Below are 19773 nucleotides of genomic sequence, written 5' to 3' on the forward strand. Positions count from 1 at the left end.
ACGACGTTGATAGGTTGGGTGTGTAAGCGCTGTGAGGCGTTGAGCTAACCAATACTAATTGCCCGTGAGGCTTGACCATATAACACCCAAGCAATTTGACTACTCGAGAGAGCATCAGATTGCGGTGTGTGAAGACGCAATGAACCGAAAGTTCGCGATGCTCACAAGACACCTGTATCACATACCCGATTTGCTGAAGCGAGGCCAGCCGGTCACGAGTCAGTACCCGAATTTCTTGACGACCATAGAGCGTTGGAACCACCTGATCCCATCCCGAACTCAGAAGTGAAACGATGCATCGCCGATGGTAGTGTGGGGTTTCCCCATGTGAGAGTAGGTCATCGTCAAGATTAAATTCCGAAACCCCAATTGCGAAAGCAGTTGGGGTTTTGTTTTGCCCGCAGGAAAGTGCTTTTTGAGCAGAAAAACTCACGGCGTACAGCAGCGGCCCCGGCAGGGCCGCTTGAAAAGATAAGTCCCGCGGCTCACTCGAAGTCCGCCGACATCAGCTCGTTGACCCGTGATACCAAGGTTTCCACCGCAAATGGCTTGGTCAATACCTGCATGTCCGGGCCGAGCTGGCCTGCGCCAATCACCGCGTTTTCTGCGTAGCCGGTGATGAACAAGGTCTTCAGGTTCGGTCTGATTTCCCGGCCAGCTTCGGCCATTTGCCGTCCATTCATGCCGCCTGGCAAGCCGACATCCGTGACGAGCAAGTCGATAGGCGCAGGGGAGCGCAGCATTTTCAACCCGGCCATGCTGTCCGCCGCCTCCAGAACCGTGTAACCCTGTTCGCTGAGTACTTCGGTTAGCAGCATTCGCACCGTCGGTTCGTCGTCGACAATCAAAATCGTCTCGCCGGCCTTCGGACTGTGCGCGAGCGTCATGTCCCGATCATCAGGGTTCTGCACCGCTTTGATGTCATGGCGCGGTAGGTAAATGCACATGGTAGTGCCCAGGCCAACCTGCGAATGCACGCGCACCTGACCGCCAGATTGTTGGGCGAACCCATAGATCATCGAAAGCCCCAACCCCGTGCCCTGGCCCAATGGCTTGGTAGTGAAAAACGGATCGAACGCTTTGGCGATGATTTCTTCGGTCATTCCGGTGCCGGTATCAGTCACGCACAGGCACAGGTATTCGCCTTCGGGGATGTCCAATGCGCGTGCCGGGTCGCGGGCAATGGTGCGATTGGAGGTCTCGATGGAAATGCGGCCGCCATCAGGCATGGCGTCGCGCGAGTTGATGCACAGATTTAGCAACGCGTTTTCCAACTGGCTGGCATCCACCAGCGCCGGCCACAGATCGGGCGCGCCCATCGTTTCAACGCGGATGCTCGGGCCGACGGTGCGCTGAATCAGTTCGATCATGCCGATCATCAGGCTGTTGACGTCGGTCGGCCGGGGATCGAGGGTCTGGCGTCTGGAGAAGGCGAGCAGGCGGTGGGTCAGCGACGCCGCGCGCTTGGCTGCGCCTTGTGCGGTCTCACGATACTTGTCGACGTCATTCAAACGGCCTTGGGCGATGCGTTTACCCATCAGTTCCAGAGCGCCGGAGATGCCTGCCAGCAGATTGTTGAAGTCATGCGCCAGTCCCCCTGTCAGTTGTCCGACAGCTTCCATTTTCTGCGACTGCCGCAGTTTTTCTTCGGCTTGCATCAGCTCGGCGGTGCGCGCTGATACCCGTTGTTCGAGGGTGTCGTTCAGCGCACGTAGTGCGGCGATGGCACGGTCTCGCTCGGCTTCGACATTACGTCGCTCCTCAACGTCGATCAGCACGCCCGGAAAGCGCAGCGGGGTGCCATCGCCGGCACACTCGACCCGTCCGTTCGCCTCGATCCACTGATAAGTCCCGTCAGCACGGCGCACGCGATATTGGTGAGAGTAGGCGCCGCCGCGGGCGATGGCTTCGCTGATCGCAGTGGCCAGTCCCTGCGCATCGTCGGGATGCACGGTGCTCACTATCTGCTCCAGGCTCAACCCCTCACGACCCAGCGTCGGATCAAGATCAAACACCCGGGCAAAGGCCTCGTCCACGCTGAACCGGTTGGTTGCCAAGTCCCAATGCCAAGTCCCGATGATCGCGCCGGCGGCGAGGGCCAGTTGCACGCGCTCAACGTTTTCCCGGGCCAGTGCTTCGCTGATACGCAGGCGCTCCTGCGCAGCTCGCCGCTCCGTGACGTCGCTGAAGAAGATCGCGATCTGCCGGTCTGCGGGGGCTCCGACACGTACCGCGCGCACGTCGAACCAACGCTCGAAGGTATTGGCATAGCTCTCGAAATTCGCCGGTTCTCCGGTCTTGGCCACATGTCCGTAGGTCTCGAACCAGAAGCTTTCCAGGTTCGGCGCAAACTCGGTGACCCACTTGCCACGCAGATTGACGCCGCACTGGCGTTCGAACGCCGGGTTGGCCTCGACGAAGTAATAGTCGACCGGCCGGTCGGCGGCGTCGAATTTGACTTTGACGATGGCGAACGCTGCTTCAATGGTTTCCAGAATCGTGCTGAACCGCTCCTCGCTGCGGCGCAGGGCAGTCTCTGCGCTGCGCGAGCGGGTCAGGTCGAGCATGGCGCCGATCATGCGTTCGGCCCGGCCTTCGGCGTTGCGGATCAGGTGTCCGCGATCGAGCACTTCGGCGAAAGTGCCGTCCTCACAACGGAAGCGATATTCCGCACTCCAGGTTTCTCCCGGGCCGTCGATGGTCGTCTTGATTGAAACCCGAACCCGCTCACGATCCTGCGGGTGGATCTGGGCCAGGCGCCAGTCACCGCTGCTGCTCAGGCAGCTCGGCGGGAAACCGTAAGCCTGCTGCAACGCCTCGTTCCAGATGATCTGGTTGTTCTGCAAATCCCAATCCCAAACGGCATCGCGCGTCGCTTTGACGGCCAGGCGATAGCGTTCCTGCGTCTCGGCCATCGCCCGCCCGGCCAAGTGTTCCTGGGTACGGTCGCGCAGGATTTTCACAAAGCCCAGCGGGTGCTGATCGTCCGCGTACAGCGGCATCAGCTCGCCCGAAGCCCAGAATAACTGGCCGTCCTTGCGCACATGCCAGCGCTCGTCCGAGGCGCGTCCCTCGAGCAGGGCGCGTTGCATTTCCTGTTCGACGCGGCCGGCCGCGCGATCGGCCGGAGTGAAAAATACCGCCGCATTCTGTCCGCATATTTCGTCGGCGGTCCAGCCTATGACAGCGGTCGCTCCCGAGTTCCACTCGGTGATCGTGCCCTGCGGATCGGTGACGATCATCGCAAAGTCGATCGCGCATTCGAAAATAGCCCGTTGACGCGCCTCGCTGCTGGCGAGCGCCGCACGGCTGGCAGCCAGTTGCGCGGCGATGCCGGGTTCGGCGCCGGTGTCGGGCGAGCAGATCGCACCACCCTCGAGCGCCAGGCGCAGACGGTGAACCTCCGCTTCAAGCTGCTCGCGGGAAAGATGTTTGAGGATTTCCACCACTCATGCCTTATTGATTATTGTGGCTCGGGTTTTATTCAATATACGTGCAAGCGGCGCTCGTGATGTGTTCATCAACAGGTGCCATGGACGCTCCATTGACCGGGCGCGTGATGATTAAGTTGCATCCTCGGCGTGCGATGCCCGTGCACGCCTTTCAAGTCGCGGCGACAGGCGCACTGCGGCGCTCGGCCATGGTTTCCGGCACCGCCAGCAACAGCAACACAAATGCGCCGGCGGCAATCAGCGCCAGGGTCAGAAACGCCGCGTTGTAACCGGCCTCCTGCAGCACGATCCCCGCCACGCTGCTGCTCAATGCCGCGCCCAGGCCGAACACCGTCGAGAGGGCGCCGAGGCTGATGTTGAAGTGTCCGGTGCCCAGGGTCAGGTCTTTGACCACCACTGGGAACAGTGCGCCGAAGATCCCTGCACCGACGCCGTCGAGCATCTGCACCGCGACCAGCCAGTAAGGGTCGGCGGACAAGGTATAGAGCACGCCGCGCAATGGCAGGATCAGGAAGCCTGCGAGCAGCAATGGCTTGCGTCCCCACACATCGGCCTTGGCCCCGACCAGCAAGGCGACCGGCACCATCACCAGTTGCGCGGCGACGATACAGGCCGAGGTCAGTGGCGTGGCCATCTGCAGATTGACCTGCGCCAGTTTCTGGCTGACCAGCGGCAGCATCGCCGCGTTGGCCAAGTGGAAGAGGGCGCAACAGATGGCGAACATCAGCAGCGCTTTGTTGGTCAGCAGCACCGCCAATCCCGAAGGTGCCTTGGCGTGTGTGGTATCGCTCGGGTCCAGGCCCCGGGCCAGATCATGGTTGATCGCGTTGGCATCGACGAAGCTCACGGCGATCACACTGCACAGCGCCATGACCGCCATCAGGTAGAACACCGCCACCGGCCCGAAGAGGTAGGCGAACCCACCGGCCAGCAACGCCGCGCAGGCGTTGCCGGCATGGTTGAAGGTTTCGTTGCGCCCGGTACGCCGGGTGAAGGCTCGCGGGCCGGTGATGCCCAGGGTGATCGCCGAAATGGCCGGGGCGAACACCGATGCCGCGGCGGCGCTCAGGGCTTGGGTGATCGCCACCAGGCTGAAGGAGGTGACGAAGGGCAACACCACGCAACTGCCGGTCACCAACAACGCGGCAATTGCGATCACCGCCCGTTTGCTGCGGGTGTTATCGACGAGCGCGCCGGCGGGTGTCTGAGTGACGAGGGCGGCGATACCGGCGAGGGTCATCACCAGGCCGATGCTGGCCGGCTCCCAGTGGTGCACCGCCAACAGGTAAATCGCCAGATACGGGCCGAGCCCGTCGCGTACGTCGGCGAGGAAGAAATTGAGGCTGTCCAGCGACAGATTGTTACGACGATCGGAGTGAGTGATCACGCTGGCACCTGCAGTCATCGAGGTGGCGCGACATGCCTTAACCTCCGCTAAATCCAGTGACTGGTTGCCTGCTCTATAAGTTTCACGCGGGGCGCAGGCGGTCGCTCAATCCGTTTTGAGCGACCGCGCTGCCGACGATCAGTCGATACGCGGATGCTGTTGCGCCAGTTCTTTACGCTTGGCTTCGAGCTCGGCGATTTCGGCGTCGATGTCCTCGATTTTCTGCTCAATATGGTCGTGGTGTTCCTTGAGCAGTTCCTTGGCTTCTTCAAGGTCCGACGCTGCCGGTGCGGCGCCGCGCAGTGGCTTGTTGGCGGTTTCCTTCATGGTCACGCCAGTGATCAGGCCGACCACCGCAATCACCATCAAGTAGTAGGCCGGCATGTACAGATTGTTGGTGCTTTCCACCAGCCAGGCCACGGCGGTCGGCGTCAGGCCGGCGATCAGCACCGAGACGTTGAACGCGGCGGCCAGTGCGCTGTAGCGAATGTGCGTGGGGAACATCGCCGGCAGGGTCGACGCCATGACGCCGATGAAGAAGTTCAGCAATACCGCAAGGATCAGCAGGCCAGAGAAGATCAGGCCGATCTTGCCGCTGTTGATCAGCATGAACGCCGGAATCGCCAGCAGGAACAGGCCGATACTGCCGACCACAATGAACGGCTTGCGGCCGATTTTATCGCTGATAAAACCAATCGCCGGCTGCACGAACAGCATGCCGACCATGATCGCGATGATGATCAGCACGCCACGGTTTTCGCTGTAGTGCAGGTTGTGCGACAGGTAGCTCGGCATGTAGGTCAGCAGCATGTAGTAGGTGACGTTGGTCACCGCGACCACGCCGATGCAGGTCATCAGGCTGCGCCAGTGCTTGGTCGCGACTTCCTTGAACGAGACTTTCGGGCCACCGGCCAGACCTTCGCGATCACCTTCTTCAAGCTTCTCGACATGCTGCTGAAACGCCGGCGTCTCTTCCAGCGCATGCCGCAGATAGAGGCCGATCATGCCCAGCGGCAGCGCGAGGAAGAACGGCAGGCGCCAGCCCCATTCGAGGAATTTCTCCTCGCCGATGATCGTCGAAATCAGCACCACCACCCCGGCACCGAGGACGAAACCGGCAATCGAGCCGAAGTCCAGCCAACTGCCGAGGAAGCCGCGCTTGCGGTCGGGGGCGTATTCGGCGACGAAGATCGAGGCGCCGGTGTACTCACCGCCGACCGAGAAACCCTGAGCCATCTTCGCCAGCAACAACAGGATCGGCGCCCAGATGCCGATCGACTCATAGGACGGAATCAGGCCAATGGCGAAAGTGCTCAGCGACATGATCACGATGGTCGCGGCGAGGACTTTCTGCCGCCCGTACTTGTCGCCCAGCGCACCGAAGAACAGCCCGCCCAACGGACGAATCAGGAACGGCACCGAGAAGGTCGCCAGGGCGGCAATCATCTGCACGCCAGGATCGGCACCGGGAAAGAAGATCTTGCCCAGTGCATAGGCGACGAAGCCGTACACCCCGAAGTCGAACCATTCCATGGCGTTGCCCAGTGCGGCGGCGGTGATCGCCTTGCGCATCTTGGCGTCGTCGACAATCGTGATGTCTTTCAATCCGATGGGATTGACCTTGTTTTTCCTTGATTTCATGCGGGTCACTCATAGCTGAACGGATTCGATGCCATTGTTTTGCTGGCATGGCTTCTTTGCGTCAGATACAAGAAGACACGAAAAAATTCACTGCTCAGGGCATTTTTGTCGTCCGTACCCGCTAAGACGCAGCAGAGCCCACCCAGCGGCGATTACGCAAAAGCACAAGACGTCAGGCTGAAAACCCGGATAATAGCCGCCAATTCGTTTCTGCTCTCTGGTAAACCCGCATGGAAATCAAGGTCAACTTTCTCGACAACCTTCGACTTGAAGCCAAGTTCGACGACTTCACGGTGATCGCCGATCAGCCTATTCGCTACAAGGGCGATGGCTCGGCACCGGGGCCGTTCGACTACTTCCTGGCGTCGTCGGCCTTGTGCGCGGCTTACTTCGTCAAGCTGTACTGCGCAACCCGCAACATCCCGACCGACAATATTCGTCTGTCGCAGAACAACATCGTCGACCCGGAAAACCGCTACAACCAGATCTTCAAGATCCAGGTCGAATTGCCGGCAGACATTTCCGAGAAGGATCGTCTGGGCATCCTGCGTTCGATTGATCGCTGCACGGTGAAGAAGGTTGTTCAGACCGGCCCCGAGTTCGTGATCGAAGAAGTCGAAAACCTCGACGCCGATGCGCAAGCGCTGCTGATGCCACACTCGACCTCTGAAGCGGGCACGTACATTGCCGGTAAGGATCTGCCGCTGGAGCAGACCATCGCCAACATGTCGGGGATTCTTGCCGATCTGGGCATGAAGATCGAAATCGCCTCGTGGCGCAATATCGTGCCCAATGTCTGGTCGCTGCACATCCGCGACGCGCACTCGCCGATGTGTTTCACCAACGGCAAGGGCGCGACCAAAGAGGGTGCGCTGGCCTCGGCACTGGGCGAGTTCATCGAGCGCCTGAACTGCAACTTCTTCTATAACGACCAGTTCTGGGGCGAGGACATTGCCACCGCCGAGTTCGTGCATTACCCGAACGAGCGCTGGTTCAAACCGGGTCCGAAGGACGAGCTGCCGACAGAGATTCTCGACCAATACTGCCTCGACATTTACAACCGCGACGGCGAGCTCAAGGGCTCGCACCTGTACGACACCAACTCCGGCAACACCCAGCGCGGCATCTGCTCGCTGCCGTTCGTGCGCCAGTCGGATCGCAAGGTGGTCTACTTTCCGTCGAACCTGATCGAAAACCTGTTCCTGAGCAACGGCATGAGCGCCGGCAACACCCTGGCCGAAGCGCAGGTGCAGTGCCTGTCGGAAATCTTCGAGCGCGCGGTGAAACGCGAAATCCTCGAAGGCGAGATGGCCTTGCCCGACGTGCCGCAGGAAGTGCTGGAGAAGTACCCGAGCATTCTTGCCGGGATCAAAGGGCTGGAAGAGCAGGGCTTCCCGGTGCTGGTCAAGGACGCGTCGCTGGGCGGTGAATTCCCGGTGATGTGCGTGACCCTGATGAACCCGCGTACCGGTGGCGTGTTCGCCTCGTTCGGCGCGCACCCGAGTCTGGAAGTAGCGCTGGAGCGTAGCCTGACCGAACTGCTGCAAGGCCGCAGTTTCGAAGGCTTGAACGACTTGCCGCAACCGACGTTCTCCGGCCAGGCAGTGACCGAACCGAACAACTTCGTCGAACACTTCATCGACTCCAGCGGTGTGGTGTCGTGGCGCTTCTTCAGTGCCAAGTCTGACTTTGAGTTCGTCGAGTGGGACTTCTCGGGTCAGGGCGAAAACTCCAACGCCGAAGAAGCCGCGACCCTGTTCGGCATCCTCGAAGACATGGGCAAAGAAGCCTACATGGCGGTCTACGACGACCTCGGCGCGAATGCCTGCCGGATCCTGGTGCCGGACTACTCGGAAATCTACCCGGTGGACGACCTGATCTGGGACAACACCAACAAGGCCCTGCAATTCCGTGCCGACATCCTCAACCTGCACAGCTTGAGCAAAGTCGGTCTGCGCAACCTGGCCCAAGGTCTGGAAAGCAGCGAGCTGGATGATTACACCGACATCACCACGCTGATCGGCATTGAGTTCGACGACAACACGCCGTGGGGCAAGTTGACCATTCTGGAACTGCGCCTGCTGATCTACCTCGCCCTGCAGAAATTCGAGCAGGCCAAGGATCTGGTCGAAGCCTTCCTGCAGTACAACGACAACACCGTCGAGCGCGGCTTGTTCTATCAGGCGGTGAACGTGTGCCTGGAAATGGAGCTGGACGAAGACCTGGAACTGGCCGATTACGAAGCCAACTTCCGTCGCATGTTCGGCGACGAGCGCATGGACGCGGCGATTGGTTCGGTCAACGGTAGCGTGCGTTTCTACGGTCTGACACCGACCAGCATGAAACTCGAAGGGCTGGATCGTCATCTGCGTCTGATCGACAGCTACAAAAAGCTGCACGCGGCACGCGCCAATGCGGCGGGTTTGAATCGCTGATAACAGACGGTCACTTTTACTGAGTAAACCTGTAGTGAGGGGATTCATCCCCGATGGCGCGCGAAGCGAGCCCGGCCTCTTCAACCAATAAAGAGGCGGCCTGCTACGCAGCCCATCGGGGATAAATCCCCTCACCACGGGTGAGTGTTCTGGGGACATGGAGATACAAGGATGGAAGAGAAAGTCGTGAAGTCGAAGCTGGTCAACTTTCTGGTGGCTGACGTCGAGGTGGATTACGAAGGTGTCGGCGATTTTTACGATGTTGCCGGCAGCGGTAACGTCGGCGCATTGGCCGGCGTGCTTGAGGGGTTCAAAGAGGTTTACGGCGGACTCTGGGTCGGCGGCAAAATGACCCTGACCAATACCGCTGTGTACCTGAATGCCAACGCCATGAACCGCATGGTTCAGGACGGCGCACTGGACATCAGAGTGCCGCTGGGGATGATCCGCAAGGTCAGCCTCGAAGGCGGCTTCATCACCAAAATCGTCTGCCTGGACACCGATGCCGGGAGCATTTTGTTCCGCTGCTACGGTGCGAAGGACGTCGTCGCGCTGATCGAGAAAATGATCCAGCCGCGGGTTTCGACGGCAGTACTCAAGCGCGGTGCCTGATTCGATCGTCAGGCCGATCGCTAATCTCACCTGCAGCGAAAAACCTGTGCGAGCCCGCCGCTAATGCTGAGTCCACTGCACAACCCCATGTGGGAGCGAGCCTGCTCGCGAAGAGGGCGTGTCAGTCGCTATCGCCTTGGCTGACAGATCGCATTCGCGAGCAGGCTCGCTCCCACGTTGGATCTCTGGCAGCCGCCAATCCTGAATCTACCCAATAACCCTGTAGGAGCTGGCTTGCCAGCGATGGGGCCGTGTCAGCCAACATCATTATCGGCGCGCTCAGCGTTTGCACTGCGCCTGCACAACCTGGCAGGTGTTCGGCGTACCTCCGGAGCGGCTCGCATAACGCATGCAGTTATTCAGCGATTTCTTGCGCGCCATGCTCAAGGTATCGCCCCAGGCTAAACCGCCTTCGCCGGAAGTGGGCACGGCTTTGGCGTAGCAGTTCGAGCCGTTGGTGGCGTAGCGCTTGCTTGAACATCCCGCGGTCAGCGCCAGGGTGGTGGCGAGCAGGGTGAGCAGCAGCCATGAGGTGCATCGGCGTACGTTTGTTGCAGTCATCACGGTTCCCCGCTGGGTCAGGCGCATTGATTGCCTGTCTGTCAGGCGTTGGGCATTATCCAGCAATCGACATAAGGAAGCGTCCCCAATGCGTACACCCACACTACACCTGATGTGCGGCAAGATCGCCTCGGGCAAATCGACACTGGCCCAATCGCTGGCCGAGCAGCACGGCGCGCTTGTGCTCAGTGAAGATCAGTGGCTGTCGCGGCTGTATCCGGAGCAGATCAAATCCGTGGCGGATTACGTGCGATGTGCGCGGCAGATTCGCGGGGTGCTGGGGCCGTTGGTGATCGATCTGCTGGCGGCCGGGGTGAGTGTGGTGCTGGATTTTCCGGCCAATACCGTGGCGGATCGGCAGTGGCTGCGAGGGCTGGCGGATAGCGCGCGAGTGCGGCACTGCCTGCATTACCTGGAAGTGGATGACGCCACCTGCCGTGCTCGGCTGCATGCGCGCAATACCCTGGCGGAGCACGAGTTTGCCGCTTCGGATGCAGAGTTTGATTTGATCACGCGTTACTTTCAGGTGCCGGAGGTGAGCGAGGGGCTGGAGATCGTCATGCACCGCAATCGCCAGCAGGGCTAGCTGTGATCTCTCAGTAGGAGCTGCCGCAGGCTGCGATCTTTTGATCTGCAAAAGGCAAAAGATCGCAGCCTGCGGCAGCTCCTACAGGAGTTTTTGTTAACCCACAGACCAAAAACGCAGCCCACGGCCCAATCGCGCAGGCATTTACGAGCGCAGTCGTTCTGTCATATTCGCTATCAGTTGATTGCAGATAGTAGCCAGCCCAACGCTAATTCCAATGAGGCTGCACTGTGTTCCAACGTCTTGTGTGTTCGCTGTCCGTTCTGAGCCTGTCCATCGCCGCTGCCCACGCTGCCGAGTCCGTCGCGCTCGATACGCCGCGGCTGAAAAGCATCGACAATTTCCGTGATGTCGCCGGCCTCACCACTGCGTATTCCACGGCCCACGACGGCACCATGCGTGGCGGCGTGTTTTACCGCTCCAACGCGATCACACCGTCGGCAGCGGATCTGGCGACCCTCAACAGCCTGGGCATCAAAGCCGTCTACGACCTGCGCACGCCGAGCGAAATCGCTGGCACCCCGGACACAATGCTGACCGGCGTGACCTACCAGAACATCGACATCATCGGCAGCACCACCTCGGGCGCGAACATCACCACCGTGTCGTTCAAAAGCGCCGCCGACGCCATCGCCATGATGGAACAGACCAACCGCGCCTTCGTCAGCGACGCGGGGATGCGCGGTCAGTTCGGCAAACTGTTCAACGAACTGGCCAGCACCGATGGCGCGCAACTGTTCCACTGCACCGCCGGCAAGGACCGCACTGGCTGGACCGCCGCCGTGTTGCAGAGCATCGCCGGGGTCGATAACGCGACCATCATGGCCAACTACCTCGCGACCAACGACTACACCGCCGCCCGCGTCGCCGCGACCCTCAAAGCACTGCCACCGAGCATGGCTTCGGTCTACGCGCCGTTGCTCGGGGTGCAGGCCAGCTACCTGCAGGCCGGTCTCGATGAAGTCACCGCCGAGTACGGCAGCATGGACAACTACCTCAAACAAGGCCTCGGCCTGTCGCAGGAAACCATCTACGTCCTGCGCGGCAAACTGGTCGAGTACAACAGCCTGCCGGGTCAGGCCGGGCTGATCGGCAACGCCGCTGCCGGTGCCGAGTTGTTGCGGCAATTGCAGAACACCAACCTGTCCGGCACCTACAGCGCCTACAACTACTACCTGCAATCGGCGATCGACGCCGGCACCCTCGGCGGTGTTGAATCCCAAGTCGGCGGTCAGGTTCACGCTGACGCCGCCAGCTACCTGCTGCGGCAGAACGCGCTGATCGAACAAGCCGCCGCACCCTACGCCAGCGGCACCGACCTGAAAGTCGGCCAATACCGTTTGTGGATCACCGCGCTCGCCGGTTACCTCGGCACCGACGGCTCGTCCCACGCCGAGAGCAGCAACGAACACAGCCAGGGCCTGATGGTCGGCCTCACCCAGCGCTTCTCCGAACAACTCAGCGCACGCGGCGGTTTCGGCTACAGCAAAGGCACCGTCGGCGGCGCGGGCGGCGAGGCCGATACCGACTTCACCTTCTTCAACCTCGGTGCGCGCTACGGCCTCACCAGCCTGGAGCGCGGCCTGTTCGTCGACGCCAACGCCAGCGCCGGCTACGTTGATTACGACAGCAAACGCGAACTCGGCGGCGGCCTCGGCACGGCCAAGGGCGACACCCATGGCAACCTCACCGGCGCGACGCTGGCGCTGGGTTACCGTGCACCGGTCGGCGGCATGATCCTCGAACCCAGCCTCGGCTTCAGAGTCAGCCACCTCGACCTGAAGGGTTTTAAAGAGAAGGGCAGCGAACTGTCCCTCGACGTCGACGACAACACCGCCACCCGCCGCAGCGCCGTCGCCAACCTCAACGTCGCTTTCGCCCCGGTGGCGATGGGTGCGTGGCAGCTGGTGCCAGGTGTGCAAGTCGGCTACGAACGCACGCTGGGCAACAACGACGTCAACACCGAGAGCCACCTGCTGGGCCTCGACATCGAACAACGCGCCGCCTTCGACAACCGCGACCAGTTCAGCGGCGGCGTCAACCTGATGGCCAGCCTCGGCGCCGTCAGTGTCGGCGCAGAAGTCGGTGCCAGCGGCGGCGGTGACAGCCACGGTTTCAGCGGCAGCCTGAAGGCCAGTTACGCGTTCTAAAGAAGGGACAGCACTCAGGTCAAGGATGACCCCAAAACTGAAGGACGCTCCCAAACCTGTGGCGAGGGAGCTTGCTCCCGCTGGGCCGCGAAGCGGCCCCAAAAACTAGCCTGGTCAAACACACCCAACCAGCTCACCAACCTGACCATTCAGTTGCACAATCCCTCCACAACGCTCCCCAACAAACCGCAAAAACTCCTCGGCAGACATCGGCTTGGCAAACAACCAACCCTGCCCGAAATCCACCCCACGACTGCGCAAATAATCCAGCTGCGCTTCCGTCTCAATCCCTTCAGCCACCACCTTCAAACGCAAACTCTTGGCCATGTCGATGATATGCGCGGTCACCGAACTCGCCCCCGGATCGCGTCCGATAGTGTCGACAAACGACTTGTCGATCTTCAGCACATCCAGCGGCAGCTGCTGCAAATGCTGCAGGCTGGAAAACCCGGTGCCGAAATCATCGATGGCTGCCAGATGCCCCGACTCCCGCGCCTGATTCATCGTCTGCCGCGCTGATTCGATCTGCACAAAACCGCGCTCGGTGGCCTCCAGCCAGATCTGGCTCGGCCACACATCAGCCTTGTTCATGGCGGACTTCAGCCGTGGCAGAAAACGCCCGCTGCTGACATCCGCCGCCGCCAGATTGATCGCCACATGCAGGCTGCGTTCTTTCACCAGCAGCGGCCCGAGATCCTGCATGACGTGGTCGATCACCTGATCGGTGATCGGCAGAATCAGCCCACTCTGCTCAGCCAGCGGAATGAACAGATCGGGCCGCACCAGACTGCCATCCGGATGCCACCAGCGCACCAAGGCTTCAGCGCCCACACAGGCGCCATCGCTCAAATCAATGATCGGCTGATAGTGCACGATGAACTCACGATTACGCACCGCCAGTTCCAGCTCGGCCAGTGGCGACACACGCTTGCGTGTACGCCGCACAATCACCAGCGCAAGCATCCCGGCAATCAACCCGCCGATCGGCAGCAACAGCATCTCCCGGCGCACCAGACCCAGCAGCAACTCGTGGCGCGACACCGCCGCAATCGCCACCCAGTCACCGCTGTGCACCAGCGTATACAAATAACCGTCCTCCAGCGCCGAAGCGGGGCCCAGGTGCACGCGACTCATGAAACGCTCCGCCCCTGGCCGCGACACGCCCACCAGATGCCCGGCAGCGGTGCCGACCATCAAGTGCACATCGTCCTCAACCAGCACCTGCAAAAACTGCTCGGGGTCGACCAGCACATTGAACGCCGCATACTGCAGCGCCATCATCGGCTTGGCCGGCACAATCCGCGCCTGCACCCCGAGCGACACGCGCACCCCGTCAGCGGTGACAAAATCTTCCTTCCACGGCGTTACCCGATGGCCCACCGGCCCCCAAGAGCCACAGGCATAAACCTCTTCCTCGACGTAGCCGATCGACTTCACCGCAAACGTGTTGATCGTCAGCAGACGCATCTCGTCGATGCTCTCCGGCGTACACGGCGCAAGGCTCGACGCGGCGACGCTCTTCAGCACCCCGGCGGCTTCATGGAAGGTATTGTTGGCGCGGCTGGAGGCCACGGACGCCAGCGATTCGAGACGTTGCTGCGCCGCTGCCAGGTTCAACACCCAGGCGACGTAACCCATCAAAAGTACTGGAAGCAAGACACACGGAAGGCCCAGGAGAATGCTCCCCCAGACAATGCGTTTTTTGTTCATTTGACGCCACCTTGGCCCAAGGCCCGTGACGTGCGGCTGCACGGCTGTTTAATCAGCGACTACAGATTAGCGCTGACGCCATCGGCCGATCTTGCCGCAGATCAATACTCCTGCCGCCAACGCCTGTCAGCGTCGCGGGCGCGCGCCCGAGCGCAAATCCGCCGGACTGACCCCGTACGCCTGCTGAAAATACTGACAAAACCGCCCGACATTACTGAAGCCAAAGCGCAACGCCACCTCCGTCACCGACGCCGAATGCCCCTGACCCAGCGCCTCGAAAGCGCGCTCCAATCGCACCTGCCGCTGATACGCCACAATCGACATCCCGACAAACCGCCGAAACCCATCCTGCAATGCGCGCTGACTGACATTGCTCAACCGCGCCAACTCAACCCCACTCACCAGTTGCTCCGGATGCGCCCGAATAAACTCCACCGCCAACTTCACATGCCGCGGCGCCACCCTCGGCGCCGACTGGCGCAACGCCTCGGTAAAATTGTGCGGCCACGCCTCCAGCACCGCATCAATCAACATCTCGCGCAACCGCGACGGCATCAGCGTGCCGCTGTTGAGCAACAAATCAAACTCCGTCCCCGTCGCCAGATCAATCAACGCCTTGATCCCCTGAAACGCCGCCGAGTGCAGATCCACCACCGGCTCAAACACAATCTTCTGCACAATCGGCCGCCCCAACAACGCCGCCAACCGCTCAGTCAGCTGCCCACGACTCACCGAAATGCCGTGCTGCGCGTGATTGTCGAGAAACCGCATCGAGCGGATATCCGCCTTATCAATCGCCAACCCCACCTGCGCCACGCCGACGGACTCGGTGCGGTGGTTGAACACAATCTTGCCGGCCGTGGGAATCACGAACGTGATCTCATCCTGCGGGTCGGGGAAGGTGACAGTGAAATCGCCGTGGTAATGCATGCGCCGGAAACTGACGCCGTCGTGTCTGCCGTAGACGCCGCCGATGATGATGTTCGAAGGGAGCGGCGGGGTGTCGGCGTAGCGATTGCCGAAGAGCCGGGAGAAGAGGGCACCGAAGTCATCGGAGTGGAGGTTTTCGGAGCGGAGGATGATTTTTTGGTGGGGGTTTGGGGACACCTTGGGGGGCACCTTGGGTTGGGGGCTCTTGGATAAGGGAGGCGGAGGGATGTTAGCAGTTTGGGGGTGACAGATTTGTGACCGAAAATGAGTCACTGGAAATAGGTACGCTTTCGGCCAAAAACAGCCTTTCAGCCAAGTTTTGATCGGACTCAATTCCGCGGCTTTGAAAGTCATGCGTCGTAGCAGCAGTGGTTTCCCACCGAACGGGATACAGGGCTTGATCAGATTCTGTCAGCTATTGTTGCTCGCAAATCTGTCCGTTTGATCGACACTCTTGTCAATTGCCCACTCGAGAATCCCGTCTATAGTCAATGCTGCATTTCGCACAGGTAGAAAGGTCAAGTCGATGTCAGCAGTCTTCTACGCTCGTAATGTTCCTGCGCCACCCTACGCGTTTCATGTTATGGCCAAGCCCAGCGGGGCTGATTGCAATCTGGATTGCGATTATTGCTTCTATCTCGAAAAGGCCGCGCTGTATCGTGACGAGCGTCGTCACCGAATGAATCTGGATGTGCTGGAAAGTTACGTCGCAAACTACATCGCTTCGCACACCGACCAGACCGAAGTAGCGTTCACTTGGCAGGGCGGCGAGCCAACACTGATGGGGTTGGAGTTCTACCAGCATGCGATAAGAATGCAGGCGGTTCATGGCGCTGGCCGCAAGATCACCAACAGCTTCCAGACCAATGGGTTATTGATCGACGACAAGTGGAGTCAATTTTTAGCCGAGCATGATTTTTTGGTGGGCTTGTCACTAGATGGTCCGGCCGATATTCACGATGAGTACCGTGTCACCTCCAGCGGTCATGCAAGCCATGCCTTGGTCCTGCGTGCCCTTGAGTCGCTGAAAAAATACAAGGTTCGTTTCAACATCCTCGCATGCGTCAACCGACGCAGCTCCCAGGATCCCCTCAGGGTGTACGAGTTCTTCCGTCAGCTCGGCGTCGAGTACATCCAGTTCATCCCCATCGTCGAAAGGCTTCCCGACGTGGCGGATGCCGCCATGGGTTTCACCTTGCACGGTCCGGACAGTGATCTGGTTTTGAGTGCTTCTCACAAGGCCGAACCAAATCTGACCTCCTGGTCTGTTGGCTCGGAAGACTACGGCACGTTTCTCAACGCGATCTTCGATGTCTGGATCAAGCGTGATGTGGGCCGGATTTACGTCATGAATTTCGAGTGGGCGCTTGCGAACTACATGGGCGAGCCCGGTGCGGCCTGTCACCACCAGCCCACCTGTGGCCGGGCGGTGGTCGTCGAGCATAACGGCGACGTTTTTTCCTGTGATCACTACGTGTATCCGAAATTCCGCTTGGGCAATCTCACCCAGCAGTCCCTGTCCACTTTGCTGCAATCCCCGGAGCAACAGAAGTTCGGCCAGGACAAGCTGACCTCACTCCCCAAGCAGTGCCAGCAGTGCAACATGCTGAAAGGGTGTTGGGGCGGCTGCCCAAAACATCGTTTCATCGAAACAGATGAAGGCGAACCAGGGCTCAACTATTTGTGTAAAGGCTACTACCAATTCTTTGCCCATACAGCGCCTTATCTGCGAGCCATGTCCGGATTGATTGCTCAAGGCCGTTCACCCAGCGAGATCGTGGGTGCCACGTTGATGATTACCAGGCTTGGCTGAGTTTTATCAGCTGATTGCCTGAGACTTTTGAATGCAAAGGGAGTTGATGCATGTCCAAACCGAGTAAACCGTCATTCATGCTGGCCACCGCGTTACTTGGCAGTGTCGGCTCGCTGACCGCCCAAGCCGCCCCCGCAACAGCGGGCGCCAGCCTGCCGCTGCCGACAGCACCGTTCGGTGGTACCGTCGGTGAAACCTACAAAACGTCCAAGTCCGACTTTCCGCAACCTGTGACCCCGCCCAAGGATGCACCGAATGTTTTGGTCATCCTGATCGACGATCTCGGGTTCGCCGGTACTTCGGCTTACGGCGGCCTGACGCCAACGCCCAACTTTGATCGACTGGCCGAGCAAGGCGTGCGTTACAACGAGATGCACAACACCGCGTTGTGCTCACCGACTCGCGCCGCGTTATTGTCTGGGCGCAATCATCATCAGGTCGGGATGGGCGGCATCACTGAAGGCGCAACGGGGTTCCCGGGCTACAACAGCGTCTGGGAGGACAACAACGCCGCCATCGGTCAGGTGCTCAAAGATCACGGCTATACCACCGCTGCATTCGGCAAATGGCATGACACGCCGGACTGGGAGACCAGCTCGGCCGGGCCTTTCGATCGCTGGCCAACGGGCAAGGGCTTTGGCTATTTCTATGGTTTTCAGGGGGGTGAGACCAGTCAGTTCTACCCTCAGCTTTTTGAAAATACCGTGCCGGTAGAACCGTCAAAAACTCCGGAACAGGGCTACAGCTTTAACGAAGACCTGGCCGATCACGCGATCAACTGGCTGCGCGAGCAACAATCGGTAGCCCCCAAAAAACCTTGGTTCGTCTACTACGCTCCCGGTGCCATGCATGCGCCGCATCAAGTTCCTGCGTCCTACATAGAACCGTTCAAAGGCAAGTTCGACATGGGCTGGGACAGCTATCGCGAGATGGTGTTTGCCCAACAGAAAAAACTGGGGATTGTCCCTGCTTCAGCCAAGCTCACCCCGCGCCCCGCAGAACTGCCGGCCTGGGACACGCTATCCGACGATCAAAAGCGCTTGTACAGTCGGCAGATGGAAGTCTTCGCCGGTTTTCTGACTCAGACTGATGAGCAAGTAGGGCGAGTACTGGATGCCGTGGCTAAAAGCCCGAATGCCGATAACACTCTGGTCATGCTGGCACTGGGTGACAACGGTGCCTCTGCCGAAGGCGGATTGAATGGCACGGTCAACAACATGGCCACGCAAAACGGTATCCCGGACAACGTGCCGAACATGCTGAAAGTCATCGACGAAATCGGCAGCCCCAAACATGAGAATCACTTCTCAGTGGGCTGGGCATGGGCTGTTGATACGCCGTTTCAGTGGACAAAGCAGGTGGCGAGTCACTTCGGCGGCACGCGCAGCGGTTTCACCGTCAGTTGGCCTGCCCGTATCAAGGCGCACGGCGAGGTGCGTGACCAGTGGCATCACATGATTGATGTGGCGCCGACCATCTACGAGGCGGCCGGCATCAAAATGCCGGAGACCGTCAACGGGCAGAAACAGGTTCCGCTGGCGGGTGTCAGCATGCTCTACAGCTTCAACGATGCCAATGCGTCGACCCGGCACACCACCCAATATTTCGAAATCATGGGCAATCGCGCGATCTACCATGACGGCTGGGTAGCGGCCGCCCGCCACGGTTTGCCGTGGGAATTGCTGGGGCGCAAGGGTGACTTCGAGAACGACAAGTGGGAGCTTTACGATTTGAGCAAGGACTTCAGTCAGGCGGATGACCTGGCGGCGAAGAATCCGGCCAAACTCAAACAGCTTCAGGCGTTGTTCGAATCCGAGGCCAGGAAGTACAACGTACTGCCGCTGGACGACCGTTTTGTAGAGCGTGGGAACGTTCCCGACCGTCCAAGCCTTTCTCGCGGGCGTGATCAGTTCACGTTCTATCCTGGCACTGTGCGTGTGCCGGAAGGGACAGCGCCGAACGTCAAGGCTCGCTCTCACACGGTGACAGCTGTATTTGAAGTCGACGCGAAAACCGAGGGCGTCATCGTCGCCCAAGGGGGCAGCGCGGGATACACGCTGTTCGTCAAGGACGGTTACCTGGTGTACGAGAACAACTTCTTTGGCAAGGAACGCGATCAGATCAAATCCCCGGAAAAACTGCCTGCCGGTAAGGTGGTCGCCGAATTCCAGTACACGCATGAAGACAAGACCTTTGGCGGTGGCGGTACTGGTGTGCTGCTGATCAATGGCAAGGAGGTCGGACGGGCCCATTTTGCCCACGTGCCGCCGATCCGCTACAGCGCAACCGAGACCTTCGACATTGGTCGCGATACTGGCGAAGCAGTCTCCAACGATTACGAGGGGCCGTTCCCGTTTACCGGCACTCTCGAAAAAGTGGACATCAACATCCAGCCACAGCAGTTAAGTGCAGAGGCTCAAGAAAAAACTAAAAAGCTGGAACGTGACGCAGCCATCGCTACGCAATAAGGAGCAGCTATACCGGAGCCTGAGTCAG

12 protein-coding genes and 2 rRNA genes are annotated in these 19773 nt (G+C 60.0%); 8 read left to right on the plus strand and 6 right to left on the minus strand.

Annotation, left to right across the window (positions count from 1 at the left end; genetic code table 11):
• Together ACIOUG_RS03125 and rrf are read left to right on the plus strand one after the other, a co-directional pair.
• Window positions 1-79, plus strand: a 23S ribosomal RNA gene (locus tag ACIOUG_RS03125); the annotation flags it as partial.
• A 155-nt stretch (window positions 80-234) separates the two neighbouring features.
• Window positions 235-350 (plus strand): 5S ribosomal RNA (rrf, locus tag ACIOUG_RS03130).
• Window positions 351-485: 135 nt separating this feature from the next.
• Here the strand turns inward: rrf and ACIOUG_RS03135 are convergent.
• The 3 genes from ACIOUG_RS03135 to proP form a co-directional block, all read right to left on the minus strand.
• Window positions 486-3446, minus strand: a complete 2961-nt coding sequence (locus ACIOUG_RS03135; protein ID WP_401062446.1) for a PAS domain S-box protein — start codon at window positions 3444-3446, stop codon at window positions 486-488.
• Between the two features lie 157 nt (window positions 3447-3603).
• Window positions 3604-4839 (minus strand): MFS transporter, encoded by a 1236-nt coding sequence (locus tag ACIOUG_RS03140; protein ID WP_401062448.1) that lies wholly within the window; start codon window positions 4837-4839, stop codon window positions 3604-3606.
• Window positions 4840-4977: 138 nt separating this feature from the next.
• Entirely contained in the window at window positions 4978-6480 is a 1503-nt protein-coding gene (gene proP / locus ACIOUG_RS03145) for a glycine betaine/L-proline transporter ProP (RefSeq protein ID WP_401062450.1), read from the minus strand.
• A 230-nt stretch (window positions 6481-6710) separates the two neighbouring features.
• On the opposite strand from proP, the gene ACIOUG_RS03150 reads away from it, so the two are divergent.
• Both ACIOUG_RS03150 and ACIOUG_RS03155 read left to right on the plus strand, forming a co-directional pair.
• Entirely contained in the window at window positions 6711-8915 is a 2205-nt protein-coding gene (locus ACIOUG_RS03150; RefSeq protein WP_401062451.1) for an OsmC domain/YcaO domain-containing protein, read from the plus strand.
• A 171-nt stretch (window positions 8916-9086) separates the two neighbouring features.
• Window positions 9087-9527 (plus strand): hypothetical protein, encoded by a 441-nt coding sequence (locus ACIOUG_RS03155; RefSeq protein WP_401062453.1) that lies wholly within the window; start codon window positions 9087-9089, stop codon window positions 9525-9527.
• Window positions 9528-9806: 279 nt separating this feature from the next.
• Here the strand turns inward: ACIOUG_RS03155 and ACIOUG_RS03160 are convergent, their stop codons facing one another.
• Entirely contained in the window at window positions 9807-10088 is a 282-nt protein-coding gene (locus ACIOUG_RS03160; protein ID WP_045122746.1) for a hypothetical protein, read from the minus strand.
• Window positions 10089-10176: 88 nt separating this feature from the next.
• Here ACIOUG_RS03160 and ACIOUG_RS03165 point away from each other — a divergent pair, with 88 nt between their 5' ends.
• Window positions 10177-10674, plus strand: a complete 498-nt coding sequence (locus tag ACIOUG_RS03165) for an AAA family ATPase (RefSeq protein ID WP_401062455.1) — start codon at window positions 10177-10179, stop codon at window positions 10672-10674.
• Window positions 10675-10904: 230 nt separating this feature from the next.
• Window positions 10905-12824 (plus strand): tyrosine-protein phosphatase, encoded by a 1920-nt coding sequence (locus ACIOUG_RS03170; protein WP_401062457.1) that lies wholly within the window; start codon window positions 10905-10907, stop codon window positions 12822-12824.
• 114 nt (window positions 12825-12938) lie between these two features.
• Here ACIOUG_RS03170 and ACIOUG_RS03175 read toward each other — a convergent pair whose 3' ends face one another.
• Together ACIOUG_RS03175 and ACIOUG_RS03180 are read right to left on the minus strand one after the other, a co-directional pair.
• Complete coding sequence (locus ACIOUG_RS03175) at window positions 12939-14462, minus strand: EAL domain-containing protein (RefSeq protein WP_401062459.1); 1524 nt, start codon at window positions 14460-14462, stop codon at window positions 12939-12941.
• A gap of 198 nt (window positions 14463-14660) precedes the next feature.
• Window positions 14661-15653, minus strand: coding sequence for an AraC family transcriptional regulator (locus ACIOUG_RS03180; protein ID WP_401062460.1), 993 nt, complete (start codon window positions 15651-15653; stop codon window positions 14661-14663).
• Between the two features lie 337 nt (window positions 15654-15990).
• Here ACIOUG_RS03180 and ACIOUG_RS03185 point away from each other — a divergent pair, with 337 nt between their 5' ends.
• Both ACIOUG_RS03185 and ACIOUG_RS03190 read left to right on the plus strand, forming a co-directional pair.
• Window positions 15991-17277 carry an anaerobic sulfatase maturase gene (locus ACIOUG_RS03185; protein WP_338801651.1) on the plus strand — a complete coding sequence of 429 codons (1287 nt, stop codon included), beginning with the start codon at window positions 15991-15993 and terminating at the stop codon, window positions 17275-17277.
• A 50-nt stretch (window positions 17278-17327) separates the two neighbouring features.
• Window positions 17328-19745 carry an arylsulfatase gene (locus ACIOUG_RS03190; RefSeq protein WP_401062461.1) on the plus strand — a complete coding sequence of 806 codons (2418 nt, stop codon included), beginning with the start codon at window positions 17328-17330 and terminating at the stop codon, window positions 19743-19745.
• Window positions 19746-19773: the final 28 nt, after the last annotated feature.

The organism is Pseudomonas sp. NPDC087803 (assembly GCF_044742995.1).
Classification (GTDB): domain Bacteria; phylum Pseudomonadota; class Gammaproteobacteria; order Pseudomonadales; family Pseudomonadaceae; genus Aquipseudomonas.

Coding starts and splice junctions, on each gene's coding strand:
- proP (WP_401062450.1), bottom strand. CDS start 6,480: ATGAAATCAAGGAAAAACAAGGTCAATCCCATCGGATTGAAAGACATC.
- ACIOUG_RS03150 (WP_401062451.1), top strand. CDS start 6,711: ATGGAAATCAAGGTCAACTTTCTCGACAACCTTCGACTTGAAGCCAAG.
- ACIOUG_RS03155 (WP_401062453.1), top strand. CDS start 9,087: ATGGAAGAGAAAGTCGTGAAGTCGAAGCTGGTCAACTTTCTGGTGGCT.
- ACIOUG_RS03160 (WP_045122746.1), bottom strand. CDS start 10,088: ATGACTGCAACAAACGTACGCCGATGCACCTCATGGCTGCTGCTCACC.
- ACIOUG_RS03165 (WP_401062455.1), top strand. CDS start 10,177: ATGCGTACACCCACACTACACCTGATGTGCGGCAAGATCGCCTCGGGC.
- ACIOUG_RS03175 (WP_401062459.1), bottom strand. CDS start 14,462: ATGGGTTACGTCGCCTGGGTGTTGAACCTGGCAGCGGCGCAGCAACGT.
- ACIOUG_RS03185 (WP_338801651.1), top strand. CDS start 15,991: ATGTCAGCAGTCTTCTACGCTCGTAATGTTCCTGCGCCACCCTACGCG.
- ACIOUG_RS03190 (WP_401062461.1), top strand. CDS start 17,328: ATGTCCAAACCGAGTAAACCGTCATTCATGCTGGCCACCGCGTTACTT.